Source organism: Hydrogenovibrio sp., assembly GCF_049975065.1.
Classification (GTDB): Bacteria; Pseudomonadota; Gammaproteobacteria; order Thiomicrospirales; family Thiomicrospiraceae; genus Hydrogenovibrio.
Genome location: NZ_JBNGDN010000005.1, coordinates 1 through 15,823, shown reverse-complemented (window position 1 = coordinate 15,823; position 15,823 = coordinate 1). Strand labels below are relative to the sequence as shown.

Genomic DNA, 15,823 nt, shown 5'->3' with positions numbered 1-15,823 from the left:
TATATCGCTATTTACAAGGATCCCCTGTCGCTTCATGAATCGTTGGTTTCAAAAAGGCAATTCCAGACGTTTTTTCCGCATCGACATGCCGCTGCGTTTATTCGTCACCCCTTCCTCGCCCATTAAGGATCGGGAAATCTATGCCACTGGGGCGGACTATTTCCCGCCGGGCATCAAAAAGCGTCTGGAAGAAGAAAAAGCCGACACCCACTTCTGGCTGAGTCGAGTGCAGGATCAAAAGATTCTGGTGACGGAGCTGTTCAATGAAGTCATCGGCTTTATTGAATTTTTCGGCGAATGCGCCATTTCCATCTCTCAGGGCATCAACCCGCGCCTGGATCCGAAATACTGGATACAACTAAATCAAAAAAAACAGGGGTTCCAAAAAGTCGAAGCGCTGTTTGAATCCGCCCCCAAAACCTATCGCTACTTCAAGTTGATTGAAGACAAATACATGATCTTTCTGGAATCCATGATTCACAGCATTACACATTCAACCCAGAGTCATTTTGAAGCCAACCGCAATCTTCCCTACGGCTTTAAAATTGACGAGACACTGGAACTGTTCAAAAAGGAGAAATTCTCCAAGGTGCCACTGGTGCAGGGGATTTTATCGCTGTGCCAGCTGATGAACACCTACCTTGAAGCCTATCGACACATCAACGACGACAATGTACTGCGCCAATACCCGACCGAATGGAAACTGCAGCAGGCCAACGTCAGTGCTTCAGGCCTGGCTGTTTTGTTGGAAAAACGCTTTGAAGCCTTTGAAAAAGTGGATGTGTTTTTTTATTTTCCGACCCAGGAAAAAATCCTACAGTTCAGTGGCTCTATTGTCGATATCCGCACCATTGATGATGCCTATAAGGAGAGAGTCGCAATCAATTTTGAATTTCCCGATGGCAGCAACCAAGACTTTTTGCAAAACGAAATCCAGCGATTTGAAATCGAAGAGTGCATGCACTTTAACCTCAGCTCGTTCAGTGCGTTGATCGCCGATAAAGAAGGAGAAGACTGATGCCCGGACGCAACCATTCCGTTGAAGCGGGCTTTCTGGATGCACTGCCCAACTCCTACCGAGACGCCGCCGCCGACCTGCTGCATTTCTACCGCCTCAGTCAACTGCTGGACATGCGATTGAACGGCGTCTACAGCGAAGTCGCCAAACGCTTTGATCTGAAAGAGATTCAATGGATGGAAGTTTTGGATGCGGTGATTCTCACCAAAGTCAGCTACTTTGATGTCAGTATGCAAATGAGCCCCAAACAAATTAACAAGCTGATCGAAATCGCCGCCTTTGCGTTGCACCATCCAGGTGCCAACCTGTCCGAGCTTTACCAGTTAGTCGCCAAAGACTACCGCTTTTTCGCCGACTGGCTGAAGCACGTACAAGAAATTCGCATGGAGTTCGTCCGCCACGCTCGGGAAAAAGGGCTCATCTAGCTGCTTAAACCAGTGCCGTGTCCTAAACAAAGTGGACACGACACTCGCCCGACAGCACCACCTGATGCTCCTGTGCCAGACGCATGGCATCTTGCAATTCGCGCTTTTGTTCAAACAAAGTAATCGTGCGAGCGTGCGCCTGCCCCAGAAACTCAAACTCCACCCCCACCTTATAGGTTTCCGGGCTGTCTTTGCGTTTTATAGCCTTGTTCAGCACCACCTTGCCTCGACACACCAACACCTGGTTTTCCAACTGCATAAAGACATTCAAATGGCTGAAGGTCTCATAAGGCTCAGGACTAATGAAACTAAAACCGCCTGCGCTTAAATTCACCGAGCGTACCGGCCAATCGCTTGGATCGGCGATGGAGTGGTAGGCTTCTTTCAAACGGGCAAACACCGTTTCATACACATTGAGTTTCTGAATCAGCAACTGCAATACCTTGGCGGGCATTACCCCTCTATCAGCCAAATCCTCCAGATTTCGGACATATTCGCTAGCGGTAAACAAGGCTCTGGTCTTACGCGGAAACAAAAAGATTTTGCCGTGGATACTGTTGTTCACCGACTCCAGCAACTCATGAATGTGGTCACCCACCTGACGGTAAACCCCCTCAATCAAAGACCCGACTTTCGATACCCGACTGACTTCCGGCAACTTCAGTTTTAAGTCTTCACGCAGACGAAATTTAAAATCATGCCGCTGGCGCGGATCCTGCCCTTCCATAATGTCGTCCAACAACCAAGCCATGTAATCAACTCGGTGATTGAGGATAAAGAAAATACGCAGGGCGTCCGATTCGGGTGCAAAGGCCTCTTTTAGCAGAACCCGAAGTCCCGCCTCCAGCGCTTCAAGATGCCGTTCTTCCGTTTTTTTCAGTAACGTAGGCCGCTTAACATCTGGGTGATACGCATCGACTTCTGCCGACTCGAAATACAATGGAATATCGACATCGTAGCGAAAAAAACGCCGTACATTACTCATGCCCATGTCCTTGTGAACCGTCACCAGGCCTGGTGAAAAGCTGGTGTACCATAAATTGAGCCATGTCTTCGATTTCCTGAGTGCAAACTTGATGCGGCATGCCCTCATACACATGCCAGTCCACCGACCGACCCAAAGACTGCAAGGTATCTCGGGACGCTTCCGCCACCGGAAAACGACAAATCGGATCCGCCGTGCCGTGCGCCAAAAAAATCGGACAGGTTCGGGGCTGACAATAGGTGTTGGCACGCGCCGCCTCATGGGGAAAATAAGTCGATAACCCCATGACCCCGGCCAAAGGTTCGGCCAACCGCAAAGCCGCCTGCAACGCCACTACGCCGCCTTGCGAAAACCCCGCCAGCAGAATGCGCTGACTGTCGATGCCTTTTGCTTGTTCATCACGCACCCAACCATGCAGCTTTGCCACACTCTGATCGATACCCGCCCAGTCCACATCTTCGGTTAACTGTAGACTGCGAATATCATACCAGGCACTCATGGCATCGCCCAGATTCACTGACACAGGTTGGATCGGTGCATTCGGAAACACAAAACGAATGCCGTGATTTTCGGGCAGCTTCAGATGCGGCAAAAGCCCTTCAAAATCATGGCCGTCGGCGCCCAAGCCATGCAACCAGATCACACTCGCGCTTGCGGGGACTTGGCTGGGTTCAATGATAATCGGCGGTTTTTCGTCGGGCATGACAGCTCCTGATGGTTGATTGCGTGTAAATTCCGATTCCCTATTTTACTCAAACCCGCCCCGTCTCCGCCAACCTTTCGGGAGCAAGCGGCAATGTTTTTCATTTACGCCTTGGATAGGCTAAAATATCCGTTTTTTCAGCCATAACAATGCGGGAAAGCCGACCATGTTTCGCGACCCAAATGCCGACAGCCAAACGCAACCACTGACCACTGCGAGAATTCTATTCGCCAGCTTGCTCCTCACCTTGGGCGCGCTAAGCAGTTTAAGCCTCAGCGCCTGCGGTAAAAAAGGCCCTTTATATCTGCCCGAAACACCGCAGGAAACACAGCCGAAAACCACGAACGAACCCGCTTCGTCCGGCGTTTCATCAACTCGCCAGCCCAGCCAACAACCCGCCGAACCCAAACAGGAAACCCCATGAGTCAAATTCCGCACCCCTTCCATTATCAAAACGACACCCTGTATGCCGAAGGCTGCCCACTGGACAGTCTGGCTAAGGCATACGGCACGCCCCTGTACGTCTACTCGCGTCAAGCCTTTGAAGAGCGTTGGCAAGCGTTCGACGGCGCTTTCGGCGACCAACCGCATTTGGTCTGCTATGCCGTCAAAACCAATTCCAATCTGGCGATTTTGAACCTTCTGGCACGCTTGGGTTCCGGTTTCGACATTGTTTCCCAAGGGGAATTGGAACGGGTACTGAAAGCCGGCGGCGATCCGGCCAAGGTGGTGTTTTCCGGCGTGGCGAAAAAGTCCGCTGAAATCGAACGCGCCTTAACGGTAGGCATTCGCTGCTTCAATATCGAATCCCATGCCGAACTGGACCGCATTCAAGCCGTGGCAGAGCGGCTTAACATGGTTGCGCCCATTTCCATCCGCGTCAATCCGGATGTGGATGCCAAAACCCATCCGTATATTTCCACAGGCCTGAAAGACAACAAGTTCGGGGTGGACATCAACACCGCGCCGCAACTCTATGCCGATGCGCAAAAACTATCGCATATCGACATCATCGGCATCGACTGCCACATCGGTTCCCAATTAACCGAAATTACCCCGTTTGTCGATGCGTTGCAACGTGTTTTGAAGCTGAAAACCGCTTTGGAAGCGCAAGGCATTCACCTACACCATCTGGATTTAGGCGGCGGTCTGGGGATTCAATACACCGACGAACAACCGCCGGAAATCCGTGATTACATTCAGGCGCTTCTCAAAGAACTCCAAGACCCGTCCATCGAAGTGATTATCGAACCGGGCCGTGCCATTGCCGGAAACGCCGGTGTTCTGGTCACGGAAGTGGAATACCTCAAGCCGACCGAACATAAGAATTTTGCCATTATCGATGCCGCCATGAATGACCTGATTCGCCCGGCGCTGTATCAGTCCTACCAAATCATTCAGCCCGTTACAAAACGCAAAGACGGTGACGAAGCCGAATGGGATATCGTCGGGCCAGTATGTGAAACCGGCGACTTTTTAGGCAAAGACCGCCGCTTGAATTTAAAAGCGGGCGATTACTTGGCGGTGATGTCGTCGGGCGCCTACGGTTTCACCATGAGTTCGAACTACAATACTCGCCCGCGTGCGGCGGAAGTATTGGTGGACGGCGACCAGGCCTATGAAATCCGTCCGCGTGAAACCTACGACGACTTGATGGGATCGGAAAAATGTTTGCCGACGACTTAATTATCGATCTAATCAACCTAAATAATCGACCTAAATAATCGACATGAACGTTCTGAAGTTTTTTCTCGCCCCGTGAATCATCACGTCTGCGGCGCTTCAAAGCGCCCCGCCAACCAGAGGTGAATGGCACTGAGTTGTTCGGACGTCGGCAACTGATTTTCCAGTTGGCGCACCCGCGCCAATTTGGGAGCTTCTCCCTTCGACTCGGCTTCAGACAGATGCAATAAGATGCCCACCCACTCGCCCTGCAACCGCCACGCCCATAACGCGGCTTTTCCAGCTTCGTAATCCGACCAGTCGGTCAGCCAATAATGTTTCTGTAAATGACTCAAGGCTTCCCACTCGGCTTTTTGCGTCAACCGCAGCGGATGACGACTCATTTCATCCACAGGCAAGGTGGTTGAGGTGCATTCGGAAAACCACCAGGCCTGGTAAATTGTCGCCACCTCCACCAGATAGCGACAAGCGCCGATGGCCTCCAACTCGGAATCCGCCAGTTGCAAGGTTTTCGCGGCACGATACACATCTTCCAGCTGCGCCACCAGACTTTGGCATTGCATAGGGCGGCACGGCAAACGTGCCAAAGATTGATGCAAACGAGAACCAATCAGTTGTGGAAAACGCGCCGCCAAGGACAAGGCCATGGAATTCACCCTCGGCAAGGTTTGCAAGCCCTCCAAACGGTCTTCATCCATCACGCAGACTTCCACAAAATCGGAAATTTCTTCGGTCACATAGCGTAAGCGCAACTTGCGTAGAAACTGCACGGTTTCCGGCTTGCCCGGCCAGCCGATTTCCGCCACCATCTGAGTCCGTTTATCGCTCAACAACGCAACGATTTCCGCCTCCGGCAACCCAGAGGCCACCAGTCGCCACGCCAACATCGGGGAATGATCCAATAGCTCCAGCAATTGCGGATAGCGCCCCACATAATGCAACAGCGTCAATTGATGGGTCGGGAACAAGGCACAACTGTCCTTGACCCAACTCGGAATCTGTTTTCGCCAGGCGCCGAGTTGACCGTAATCCGGCCAGCTCAAAACGGCCAAGTCGTCGGGATAGGCCGGAATCGGTTCGGAACCGACCATCATATTGTCCCAGCCGGGAAGGCTCAAAACGCCCATCTTCGGCTTCCACTGACGCCCATCCACCCAAAGCACTTGGGCATCGACATCCCAATAACAGTGCTTGGCCAACTGTTTCTGTTGAATGGACAAGGCGGGTTTCATCATAGGACTCCGTCTTACCAGCTTTTGCCGACTTTAAAGAAGAAGGACTTGAGGTATTCGGTTTCCGCAATCGCCGGATGCACCGGATGATCCGGTGCCTGATGGCACTGATCGAACAACTGAATCTGGCGATCCACATGACGACTCGCCTGCTGAATTTGATTCAACAAAGCGTCTCGGCTCATATGGTGCGAACAGGACGCCGACACCAAAATCCCATCGGTGTTCAATAAACGCATCGCCAGCTCATTGATACGCCGATACGCATCCGAACCGGCTTTAAAGTCTTTTTTCCGCTTGACGAACGCCGGTGGGTCAACGATGACCACGTCGTATTTATGCGCTTCCGTCAGCAAGGCTTTCAATACATCAAAGGCATTGCCTTCCACGGTAATCACACGGTCAATGACTTCGTTGAGGACGGCGTTTTGTTCCAACCCGTCCAGCGCAAACGCCGACGCATCCACACAGGTGACTTCCGTCGCACCGGCCACCGCCGCTTCAATGCCCCAGCCGCCCAGGTAACTGAACACATCCAGCACCGTCTTGCCCTTCACCAGCGTTTGCAATCGCGCGCGCGCCGAACGGTGATCGTAAAACCAACCGGTTTTCTGCCCCTCCTCGGCGGGAATCACAAAACGGGCACCGTTTTCCTGCATCTGAATGGATTCCGGTAAGGTTCCGATGGCCACTTCCGTGTAACGCAGCAACCCTTCCAGTTCACGGCTGCCGGTGTCATTTCGCAACACCAACGCTTGTGGGTGATAGAGATTTTCGATGGTCTGTACCAGTTCGTCCTTCATCGCCTCCATACCCGCTGTGGTGATTTGCGCCACGAACACATCACCGAAACGGTCAATCACCAGGCCTGGCAAACCGTCGGATTCTCCGAACACCAGGCGATAATAAGGCGCATCGTAATTCAACTCACGCAAGGCTTGCGCCGCTTGAATGCGTTTTTTCAAAAACGCCTGGTTGAAGGAGACTTTCGGGTTTCGGCTGAGCAAACGCCCACAGATCAAGGTATTCGGATTGACGTAGGCCACACCGATGGCTTTGCCGTTGGCGGCTTCCACCGTCACCACCTGCCCGGGTTCAAAGCGTTTCAGCGGTGATACATCGTTATCCACCTCATTACTGAAAATCCAGAGATGCCCTTGTTTCAGGCGTTTTTCTTCATTTTTTTTCAGTCTTAAAACCGCTTCGGTCATGGTGTTTCCTTAAAGTATTAACGTAAAAAGGGCATCTAGCCCGCAAACGCTGCAAGGCTTTATGCCCTTTTGAAATAGGCGACGAACGTCGGCTTACTCGGCTTACTGGTCGATGATTGCTTGATAGTCGTGATCGGAGAGAAGGTTGTCCAATTCGGACACATCGTGCGGGGCGATTTTGAACAGCCAGCCGCCATCATAGGGTTCATCATTAACCAGTTCCGGTTCGTCCTCCAACTCGGTGTTTACCGCCACGATTTCCCCGCTCAAAGGCGAAAAAATATCGGATGCGGCTTTCACCGATTCCAGCGACATCACCTCTTCGCCTTGGGCAATATCGGTGCCGACTTCCGGCAGATGCGCCGCCATCAAATCGCCCAACGACTCCTGAGCGAAATCGGTGATGCCGACCACCGCCACACCCGATTCATCAATAAACACCCATTCATGCGATTCCGCATACTTCAAATGACTTGGTAAAACGCTCACGGCGACACTCCATACAATTAAATTTCACTCTGCGGCAAATCATACCAAAATTCGTCTCGGCCTGTGACCGTCTGTTTACACATCCAACACTTCCACGCGGTTGCGACCCAGCTTTTTCGCCCGATACAGAGCGCGATCGGCGCGTTTATAAAAGGCCTGCAAACTGTCCGTCTCACGCAACTGCACCACCCCAAGACTGATGGTCACCGATAAACGCCCACGCTCAATCGTCAGATCGGCAATGGATTGCCGATAGTGTTCGGCCAATTGTTCAGCGGTCGCCAGATCGGTGTCCGGCAGCAAAACGGCAAACTCTTCCCCACCGACCCGGCAAAGCTGATCTTGCGGGCGCAGAAGCCACTCGATGTTATTCGCCACTTCGATCAGCACCTTATCGCCCATATCGTGACCATGTGCATCATTGACCAGCTTAAAATGATCCACATCCAGCGACACCATTGAAAAAGCCGAAGGCCGAAGCTCTGCCGCAAAAACGGCTTTCAACGCACGATTGAAAGAATGACGATTAAAAACACCGGTCAATTCATCATGGGCAATCAAATACTCCAAGCGCGCTTTATACAGCTCTTCTTCGGTAATATCGGTCATTAAAATACTGATGTAATCGGCGCCGTAGTGAGACGCGATGTTATTGGCCTTCACCAGAAAAACATATTCCCGTTCCTGCCAGACCAGCTTGGCGTAGTGCGGCTGGTCTTTGTGCGCAATCAAATATTCAAACCAATACTCTTCCCCCATATACCGCTGTAAAAAACCCTCTTCGGAAACAAACAGATCACAGATGCACTCATACTGTTGGTGAAAGTCTTCCAGCGTTTCGAATAGCTGGAAAAAGTCGAAAAACCGACGGTTCGCAAACAGAATACGCTGACGGTCGGACACATAAACAATTTCCGTCGAGGCATCGAAGACTTCAAAAAAGAACCGCTTTTCGAACTCGGCCTGACGCTTGAAATACAAGGTCGCCAACAGCAACACCACTAAAGCCACCACAAACACCGTCAACGCAATCGCTTGGTTTTGCGTGCGGCGCACATTGATATATTCAAAGGCCTGCAGCGGCTCAAAGCTGATCCAGGTCGCCATCGGCACCCCGTTCAAATCGCGAATTGGACGCGACACCATGAGTTGACCGTCGTAAATCAGATACCCCTGATGCTGAAACGCGCGATCCACGCCAAAGCGTTTGATCAGCCTCATATCCGCTTCAGACGCCCCAATATTTGCGACAAAATAGTCCCCGATAAACTTGCCCGAGATGCCCTCAGTCAATTGCGCCCGATAACGCTTATCGACCATCACCACCGAATGCACCCCGTCCTGTTGCGCCAAAGTCTGATCAATCGAATCAATCTGGGAAATCACATCCACCATCCCCAGCAAACGGTGTGGGTCATCTGGGTCAAAAATCGGCACCATCGACTTAAAGGTCAAAGCAAACTTGCCGACACTGAAGCTATTGATGCGTCGCGGGTCTTGCAGCATCGACGCCACATCCGCGCGCACCGATACCAGACTGTCGCCGCTCTTTTCCGTCCAGCTTCGCGCAAGACTCACGCCCTTGGCGTCAATCACCTGTATCCAGATGCCTTTGTATTTGCTGTAGGTCTTGAGTTGGTCGGCAAAATGCACCAGCTTCGGCTGCAGGTTCGGGTCGCCGTTGAGCAGCGCCTCTTTAAAATCGGGAGGCGTGGTCATGGCGACGGCCAGCGCCTGAGTGGTGTTTTGTTTTTCATCCATCAGCACACCCACCTTTTCCATCAGATGCGACTGATAAAACTGATATTCCTCGGCACGCACCTTATCGACCTGCCAGACATAAAGCAGATAGGCAATGGGCAGCAGCAAAAAAAAGCTGCCCAATAACCCCCAATAAAACCGCTGATTGAATAAACGAATGTAATCCGGCATGACGGCCCCAAAATAAAATGAATTCTCGTTTTTTTTACCCTTCCCGTCCAATTAAAATGGTGTCACGATGAATAAAAGAAACTGATTTTCACTGGCATTTCATAACCCGAATAACCTAAAAACTTTTACCTTTAGTTGTTCCATAAATTTTGCGCAAAACCGTGAACTATTCGGGTGCGTATTTTATTGGTTGAATTCAGGATGGGTTTCGGTATGATGACTTGGCATAAAACCTGTTTAGAACCGTTTACAACATTTTAACGCCCGGTTATTCGCTGCCAGTGTCGCAACGGAAAGGGATTCACAACCACACAACTGCTTGGAGAGAAAATGGCTTGGTTTAATGATCTTAAAATCCGCACCAAACTGATTTTATTCGTTATTTTAATGCTGACGGCGCTGGCCATCAGCGGGTTTAATGCCATTCGCGGCTTCGCCCTCTGGTCTGACGGCATGACCAAATTCGCCGATGAGCGCCTGCCCGGTGCCGTGGCACTCGGCAACCTGAACACCGAACGCATGGCCATCCGCGCCCAAACCGTCAGCGTCTTGCAATACGACAACGTGGCCAACAGTCGGCAACAATTGCAGGCCATCATCGACGAACGTAATGCCTCTTGGAAGGCCATCGATGAAAACTGGAACCGCTTTGCTGAAATTCCCAAGCGCACCCAAAACGGGATGGCGTTTTACAATCAACTCAAAAATGAATACCAGGCCTGGCGAAATATCTATGTCGAATTGGACGGCCTGATTCAAAAACTGATCCAGACCGACAGTCAAGTCACCTACGATATTGCCATGGCCAACTATGAAGACGCGGTACAGCGCATGATCCCCATCTCCAACACCATGGGCAAAACCTTCACCGATTACACCGGCCATAACATCAAAGTCACCACACAACAGGCCAATCAGGCATCTCAGGATGCCAAGAGCAAACAGGCTGGCATGGTTCTGACGCTGGTGGTGGCCATTATACTGGCCATATTGTTTGGCTATGTTATCGTCCGTGCCAGTACCTATCCACTGAACCGCATGGTGAATGTGCTGCGTAAAATCGATCAAACCGGTGACTTCTCGTTAACCATCGATCACGACAGCAAAGACGAAGTCGGTGATGCCGCCAAAGCCTTGAATAACCTGATGAGCAATCTGAAAAAAGCGCTTAACAACACCAATCAGGTGGTACACGCTCTGTCGCAAGGGGATTTTAGCCAGCGCATTGAAGGCGACTATTCGGGCGACCTGGCGCAACTGCAGGAAGGCGTCAATGACAGTGCCGATTCCATCAACACCACCATGCAGCAGCTTTCCAAAGTCATGAACTCTCTGAAAGCGGGCGAATTCAGCGTCAAAATTGACACCGATTTGCCTGGCGATTTTGGAGCCATGATGCGCAATGCGGCCGTCTCTATGGACGCGTTAAATCAAGCCATTGGCGATGCCATTAACGTTATGGATAATATGCAAAAAGGCCAATTCAATCACCGTGTACAGGTGAATGTTTCGGGTGCGTTGCAAATGCTGAAAACGGCAATTAATCATTCCATGGACGCCCTTGCCATGGCGATTGAGGATATTTCTAATGTGGTGGTGGCGCAGTCCGAAGGGGACTTAACCCAAACCATAACCAATAACTACGAAGGCCAGCTGTTGGTGCTGAAAAACGCCATTAATAAAACCGCCACCAGCCTGAACGAAATCGTTTCCGTCGCCATGAACGCGGCCAGCGCCGTGAATCACGCCGCCGCCGAAGTGGCACAAGGATCGATGGACTTGAGTGACCGAGTGCAAAACCAGGCTGCCGCGGTGGAACAAAGCTCCGCCACCATGGAAGAATTCAGCGCCGCCGTGCAAAACAACGCCCAAAACTCGGCGGATGCCACCGAAGTGGAACGCAAAGTGGAGCAAAAAGCCAAACAGGCCTCCGAAGTCATGCACCAGACCATCGAAGCCATGAGCGCCATTCAGGAATCCAGTCACAAGATTTCCGACATTGTTACCCTGATTGACGGCATCGCTTTCCAGACCAACCTGCTGGCCTTGAACGCCGCGGTGGAAGCCGCGCGTGCCGGTGAACACGGTCGCGGCTTTGCCGTAGTGGCCGGAGAAGTGCGCGCCCTAGCCCAGAAATCGGCCGATGCCGCCAAGGAAATCACCGGACTGATTAATGAAAGCGTGACTCGCATCGACCAAGGCACCAAACTCGCCAGCGAATCAGGCGAAGTGATCAGTGAAATCACCGAGTCCATCGAACAGGCGGCGCAGATGTCCGCGCAAATTTCCCAGGCCTCCAATGAACAGGCCGAAGGCGTCAAACAATTGCAAGCCGCCATCAGCCAACTGGATCAGGGCATTCAGCAAAATGCCGCACTGGTGGAAGAAACCACCGCCGCCGCGGAAAGCATGCGCGAACAGTCCGATACCTTGACCGACCGTATGGCCTTCTTCAACACCACCAACAGCGGCCGCTCACACGGTGCACCAAGACAGGCACCAAAACCAGCTGCGCAAAAAGCCGCCGCGCCCAGCCTGCCGGCTCCGCAAAAAAACGTTACCAAACCAGCAGCCAAAAAACCGGAATCTGAAAGTGCGAAACCAGCACCTCAGACTGAATCAGACGAGTGGTCCGACTTCTAAGCGACCGCCGCTTACAATCGGATGAATCTTATCAATCCTACCTGAGTCTGCTCGTAAACGATTTCATCGTTTCGAGCAGATTCCCATCTTCTTATTTCCAATAGCACATTTACAGTATCGGATGCAGAATCGAATCTTACGCTGGAAGGCCGCGACTTGATCTCAGGCCGTTTCAACCGTTAAAAACGCGAGGAACCCGCTCATTTCGAGCACATGGTGTACGGCCGGTTGCACGCCGGTGAGTTTTAAGCTTTGCTCTCGCTCATGCAGGCGTTTTGCCAAGCGCAATACCAATCTCAACCCCGCACTGGAAATATACTCTACCGCGGTCAAATCCAGGCAAACATCGCTTTCATCCGACAACGCCAACACCGGCGCCTCCCATTGCGATACCGTAACGGCATCCAAACGCCCTTCTATTTTCAAACATTCTGACATTTGATTGTTTCCTTAATTCAATAAATTTCGTTAGTGCCTTACAGGATTCTACCAAGATTCTTTCTGAAAACGTCATTCCACCTTGTCGGCCACCGATGCCCAAAGGGTCACGCAATTGCGGTTGTCTTGGTAATCCCATGCCCAACGCTCAATGACCTGACGCACAAAATGCAAGCCCAAGCCGCCAATGGCTCTTTCCGACAGGGGCGCATTCGCGGTATTCAGCGCCGGCGCCGTCGGGTCAAACGCTTGACCGGGATCACACAAGCGGAACCAGACCTCATCGCCAGCCACACCGGCTTCAATTGTGACGGAGGCCGCACCGTCCACTGTCTTCTCACTATTATGAATCACACTGTTGGTAAAGAGTTCGTCCAGTGCCAGCTCCAATTGCTTCTGACGCAAATCGGAACACCCGACTTGGCGACAGACCTGCGCCACATACGCCGTTACCTCGGCTAAGCTGTTCAACTGCCACGGCAGCGCCTGTTCAGGAAAGTGCATGACGTTCGCCCCCATGACGTTCACCCTCATAGCGTTCACCCTGATACTTCACACACAACAAGGTGCGATCATCGGACACAGGCGCGGTGCCAATAAAGTCGGAAACGGCTTCCAACACCGTTTGCGCCATGGCGTCGGCGGGTCCACGCCTCAAGGCATCTGCCAAAGCGGCAAAACGCGCTTCGCCAAAGGCTTCCATCTCAGCATTAAAGGCTTCGGTAATGCCATCTGTGTAGAAAATCAACCCCTCACCCGGCTGTAAGCACAGGGTTTGCGGCGTCCAGCGCAGACCTTCCAGCATCCCTAAAACCGTGCCTTTCGCCTCAGTCAGCCAATCGGTTCGATCACTGGCTTGAAGGTGTAACGGTGGATTATGCCCCCCATTGGCGTAGCGCATTTCTCCTGTCTCAACATCCAGAATCGCCAAAAACACGGTGACAAACAACTCCAACGGATTTTCACTCAGCAAACGCTGATTCACTCGGCTCAAAATCTCGGCTGGGCAGGCGTCTGCGCCCATTTCCACTGTGGCATTGCGAATTTCGGTACGGCAGATCGCCATAAAAAACGCCGCCGGAACCCCTTTATCGGACACATCCGCCACCACCATCATCACCTGCCGGTGACTGAGCGCGAACACATCGTAAAAGTCGCCGCCCATCTCCCGCGCGGGTTCCATATCGGCGGAAAACACCAGTTGACCGGAAAAGTCCGGAAACCGAGTCGGTAAAATCGCCTTCTGAAAGGTTCGCGCCACATCCAGTTCCTGGGTCATGCGATCATTAAACTTCGCCAGCGCTTGGTTCTTTTCTTCCAGCAGCAGGGTTCTTTGGCGCACCTGTTCGTCCAGCCAAGCCTCACGCTGCCCAACGGTTTTCGCCATGTCCTGAAACACCCGTGACAAACTGCCGAACTCATCCTGTCGCTTTGTTAAGCCTCCCATATCCACCTGAGCATACTGCCCACGACTGATCTTTTCCACCGCCTCATTCATGACCTTGAGCGGACGCGTCACTCGGCGTGACAACAAGGTCGCCGAACTCAAAGACAAAACCAAAATCGCCAGCGTAATCCAAGCGACGTTATCATACAAATCCCGCTCGGCCTCATGTAGCACATTGACCGGCAAATGCAACAAGGTCACCCCTTCCAAACCGGAAACGGCATTTTTTAACGGGGTGGCCACCACCAGTCGTTGATTCTGCAAACGCGTTTGAGTGTGGCCGGAATGATACACTTGCTCCAGCCAGTTCAACGTATCCGCATCTAACACCATGGCATCCTGAGTTCCCTTGACATGACCCGAAGCCAGCGTTTTCAAATCCGAAGACAACACCCAGATCGCTTTAATATTTCCCTGTCCGATCAACTTTTTGACCATATAATCCAAACCAATCTGCTGCTTCAGCGCGGTGAGAAAATCGGCTCTCAATCCGATTTCAACAATACGCGGTTGATCGGCACCACCCACCCCTACATACTTAAATACCTGCTGATCGATTTCTCTTGGCTGGGCTTGCTGGATGACGGGGTGCGTACGTCCTGTCAATAGAGGCCAGAAAGCATACGCTTGCGGCTGTTCTTCTGCATCGGGGTGAAACACAAACCCGGACACATTTTCGGAATGATAAATAGACTCCCCGAAACTATCCGTCACCCAGATTTCATCTATCACAGTGGTGTCAGCCAACTGTTTTAAACGGGCGTTGATCTCCTCCGGCGATTGCTGCGCCCGTTCGGCGTCCACAATCCATTCGGCCACCAATCGCGCCTGCGCCACCATTTGTTCGCCAATCATAGCCTCGACTTTGTATGGAACCTCATCGGCTGCTGAAGCGCTACGCGACAGCAACTGTGCAATCAGTTCGCCATAACGTTCTGCCTCTTCCAGTACCGTTTGACGCGCTTGCCATCCCACGACCAAGGACACCGACACCACCGATACCAGTACCACGCCCGTGACAAACAATAACACTCGATTACGATAATGCATTCACTGACCCTGTTCCTTTCGACGCCGATTGGTATTGCGACAGCAGCAATTGTTCAATCAAAGCCTGTTCTGCAAACACTCGGTTTTTCAGCGACTCAAAAGCCTCGCTGGCCGCCGTCACGCTGTGCGGCGGAATTTCAACATGGTTTAAATACTGCAGGGACAAGGTCATCGGCCAGGGTGACATCGGCATCCAGCCGGACACGAAAAAGCCCAAGGATTCGGCCACCGCCACACTTCTCGGCGCTTTTGGGTCGGCCAGGTTGATTTGCAAATAAATGACATCCACCTTTTCGGAGCTGAGGCGATACAATTCTCGGCTGAGCAGTGCCACCAAATCCGCTCCCGCCTGCTGCAATTCAATCTGCGCAATATTTAAGGCCGCATTCAAATGCGATGACAATTGCGAATTTGACCAGGCCTGGTGATGATGAGTCCGCTTTTCTGACAAGACGCTTAGGTGCGCCAATCGGCGTTGCGCCGCTAACTGCGATACATCCTGCACCGCATCCGGGCTATCGGCCAGCGCCACGTCGCAACCTATCACCTGAATGTCATCCACCTGCA

At 52.0% G+C, this 15,823-nt stretch carries 15 protein-coding genes; 5 read left to right on the top strand and 10 right to left on the bottom strand.

The genetic code is table 11. The features are described from left to right. The first annotated feature begins 34 nt into the window (after positions 1 to 34). Together ACP5D0_RS01745 and ACP5D0_RS01740 are read left to right on the top strand one after the other, a co-directional pair. Entirely contained in the window at positions 35 to 1,018 is a 984-nt protein-coding gene (locus ACP5D0_RS01745; protein WP_472363830.1) for a PilZ domain-containing protein, read from the top strand. Next, entirely contained in the window at positions 1,018 to 1,443 is a 426-nt protein-coding gene (locus ACP5D0_RS01740; RefSeq protein WP_472363829.1) for a hypothetical protein, read from the top strand. The genes ACP5D0_RS01745 and ACP5D0_RS01740 overlap by 1 nt, the downstream gene beginning before the upstream one ends. A gap of 22 nt (positions 1,444 to 1,465) precedes the next feature. On the opposite strand, the gene ACP5D0_RS01735 is transcribed toward ACP5D0_RS01740, so the two are convergent. Together ACP5D0_RS01735 and ACP5D0_RS01730 are read right to left on the bottom strand one after the other, a co-directional pair. Next, complete coding sequence (locus ACP5D0_RS01735) at positions 1,466 to 2,428, bottom strand: PilZ domain-containing protein (protein WP_472363828.1); 963 nt, start codon at positions 2,426 to 2,428, stop codon at positions 1,466 to 1,468. Then, positions 2,421 to 3,131 (bottom strand): alpha/beta hydrolase, encoded by a 711-nt coding sequence (locus ACP5D0_RS01730; protein WP_472363827.1) that lies wholly within the window; start codon positions 3,129 to 3,131, stop codon positions 2,421 to 2,423. The genes ACP5D0_RS01735 and ACP5D0_RS01730 overlap by 8 nt, the downstream gene beginning before the upstream one ends. 166 nt (positions 3,132 to 3,297) lie before the next feature. On the opposite strand from ACP5D0_RS01730, the gene lptM reads away from it, so the two are divergent. Both lptM and lysA read left to right on the top strand, forming a co-directional pair. Then, positions 3,298 to 3,555 (top strand): LPS translocon maturation chaperone LptM, encoded by a 258-nt coding sequence (gene lptM / locus ACP5D0_RS01725; RefSeq protein ID WP_472363826.1) that lies wholly within the window; start codon positions 3,298 to 3,300, stop codon positions 3,553 to 3,555. Then, positions 3,552 to 4,817, top strand: coding sequence for a diaminopimelate decarboxylase (lysA, locus tag ACP5D0_RS01720; protein ID WP_472363825.1), 1,266 nt, complete (start codon positions 3,552 to 3,554; stop codon positions 4,815 to 4,817). Before lptM ends, lysA begins: the two co-directional genes overlap by 4 nt. An 80-nt stretch (positions 4,818 to 4,897) precedes the next feature. On the opposite strand, the gene ACP5D0_RS01715 is transcribed toward lysA, so the two are convergent. From ACP5D0_RS01715 to ACP5D0_RS01700, 4 genes are all read right to left on the bottom strand, one after another. After that, entirely contained in the window at positions 4,898 to 6,049 is a 1,152-nt protein-coding gene (locus ACP5D0_RS01715; protein ID WP_472363824.1) for a hypothetical protein, read from the bottom strand. 11 nt (positions 6,050 to 6,060) lie between these two features. Continuing rightward, on the bottom strand, positions 6,061 to 7,257 hold the full coding sequence (locus ACP5D0_RS01710; protein WP_472363823.1) for a class I SAM-dependent rRNA methyltransferase: 1,197 nt from the start codon (positions 7,255 to 7,257) through the stop codon (positions 6,061 to 6,063). A gap of 102 nt (positions 7,258 to 7,359) precedes the next feature. After that, the gene (gcvH, locus tag ACP5D0_RS01705; protein WP_472363822.1) at positions 7,360 to 7,746 is read right to left on the bottom strand and encodes a glycine cleavage system protein GcvH; all 387 of its coding nucleotides are present in this window, start codon (positions 7,744 to 7,746) and stop codon (positions 7,360 to 7,362) included. A 75-nt stretch (positions 7,747 to 7,821) separates the two neighbouring features. Further along, a complete protein-coding gene (locus ACP5D0_RS01700; protein WP_472363821.1) occupies positions 7,822 to 9,678 on the bottom strand; it encodes a sensor domain-containing diguanylate cyclase in 1,857 nt (618 codons plus the stop codon). Between the two features lie 330 nt (positions 9,679 to 10,008). On the opposite strand from ACP5D0_RS01700, the gene ACP5D0_RS01695 reads away from it, so the two are divergent. Continuing rightward, positions 10,009 to 12,321, top strand: coding sequence for a HAMP domain-containing methyl-accepting chemotaxis protein (locus tag ACP5D0_RS01695; RefSeq protein ID WP_472363820.1), 2,313 nt, complete (start codon positions 10,009 to 10,011; stop codon positions 12,319 to 12,321). 162 nt (positions 12,322 to 12,483) lie between these two features. Here the strand turns inward: ACP5D0_RS01695 and ACP5D0_RS01690 are convergent, their stop codons facing one another. The 4 genes from ACP5D0_RS01690 to ACP5D0_RS01675 form a co-directional block, all read right to left on the bottom strand. Beyond that, positions 12,484 to 12,759, bottom strand: a complete 276-nt coding sequence (locus tag ACP5D0_RS01690; protein ID WP_472363819.1) for an STAS domain-containing protein — start codon at positions 12,757 to 12,759, stop codon at positions 12,484 to 12,486. A 72-nt stretch (positions 12,760 to 12,831) separates the two neighbouring features. Beyond that, positions 12,832 to 13,293 (bottom strand): ATP-binding protein, encoded by a 462-nt coding sequence (locus ACP5D0_RS01685; RefSeq protein WP_472363818.1) that lies wholly within the window; start codon positions 13,291 to 13,293, stop codon positions 12,832 to 12,834. Further along, positions 13,250 to 15,256, bottom strand: a complete 2,007-nt coding sequence (locus tag ACP5D0_RS01680) for a PP2C family protein-serine/threonine phosphatase (RefSeq protein WP_472363817.1) — start codon at positions 15,254 to 15,256, stop codon at positions 13,250 to 13,252. The genes ACP5D0_RS01685 and ACP5D0_RS01680 overlap by 44 nt, the downstream gene beginning before the upstream one ends. Beyond that, the coding region (locus ACP5D0_RS01675) for a hypothetical protein (RefSeq protein WP_472363816.1) at positions 15,243 to 15,823 on the bottom strand (581 nt) is incomplete at its 5' end. The genes ACP5D0_RS01680 and ACP5D0_RS01675, both read right to left, overlap by 14 nt.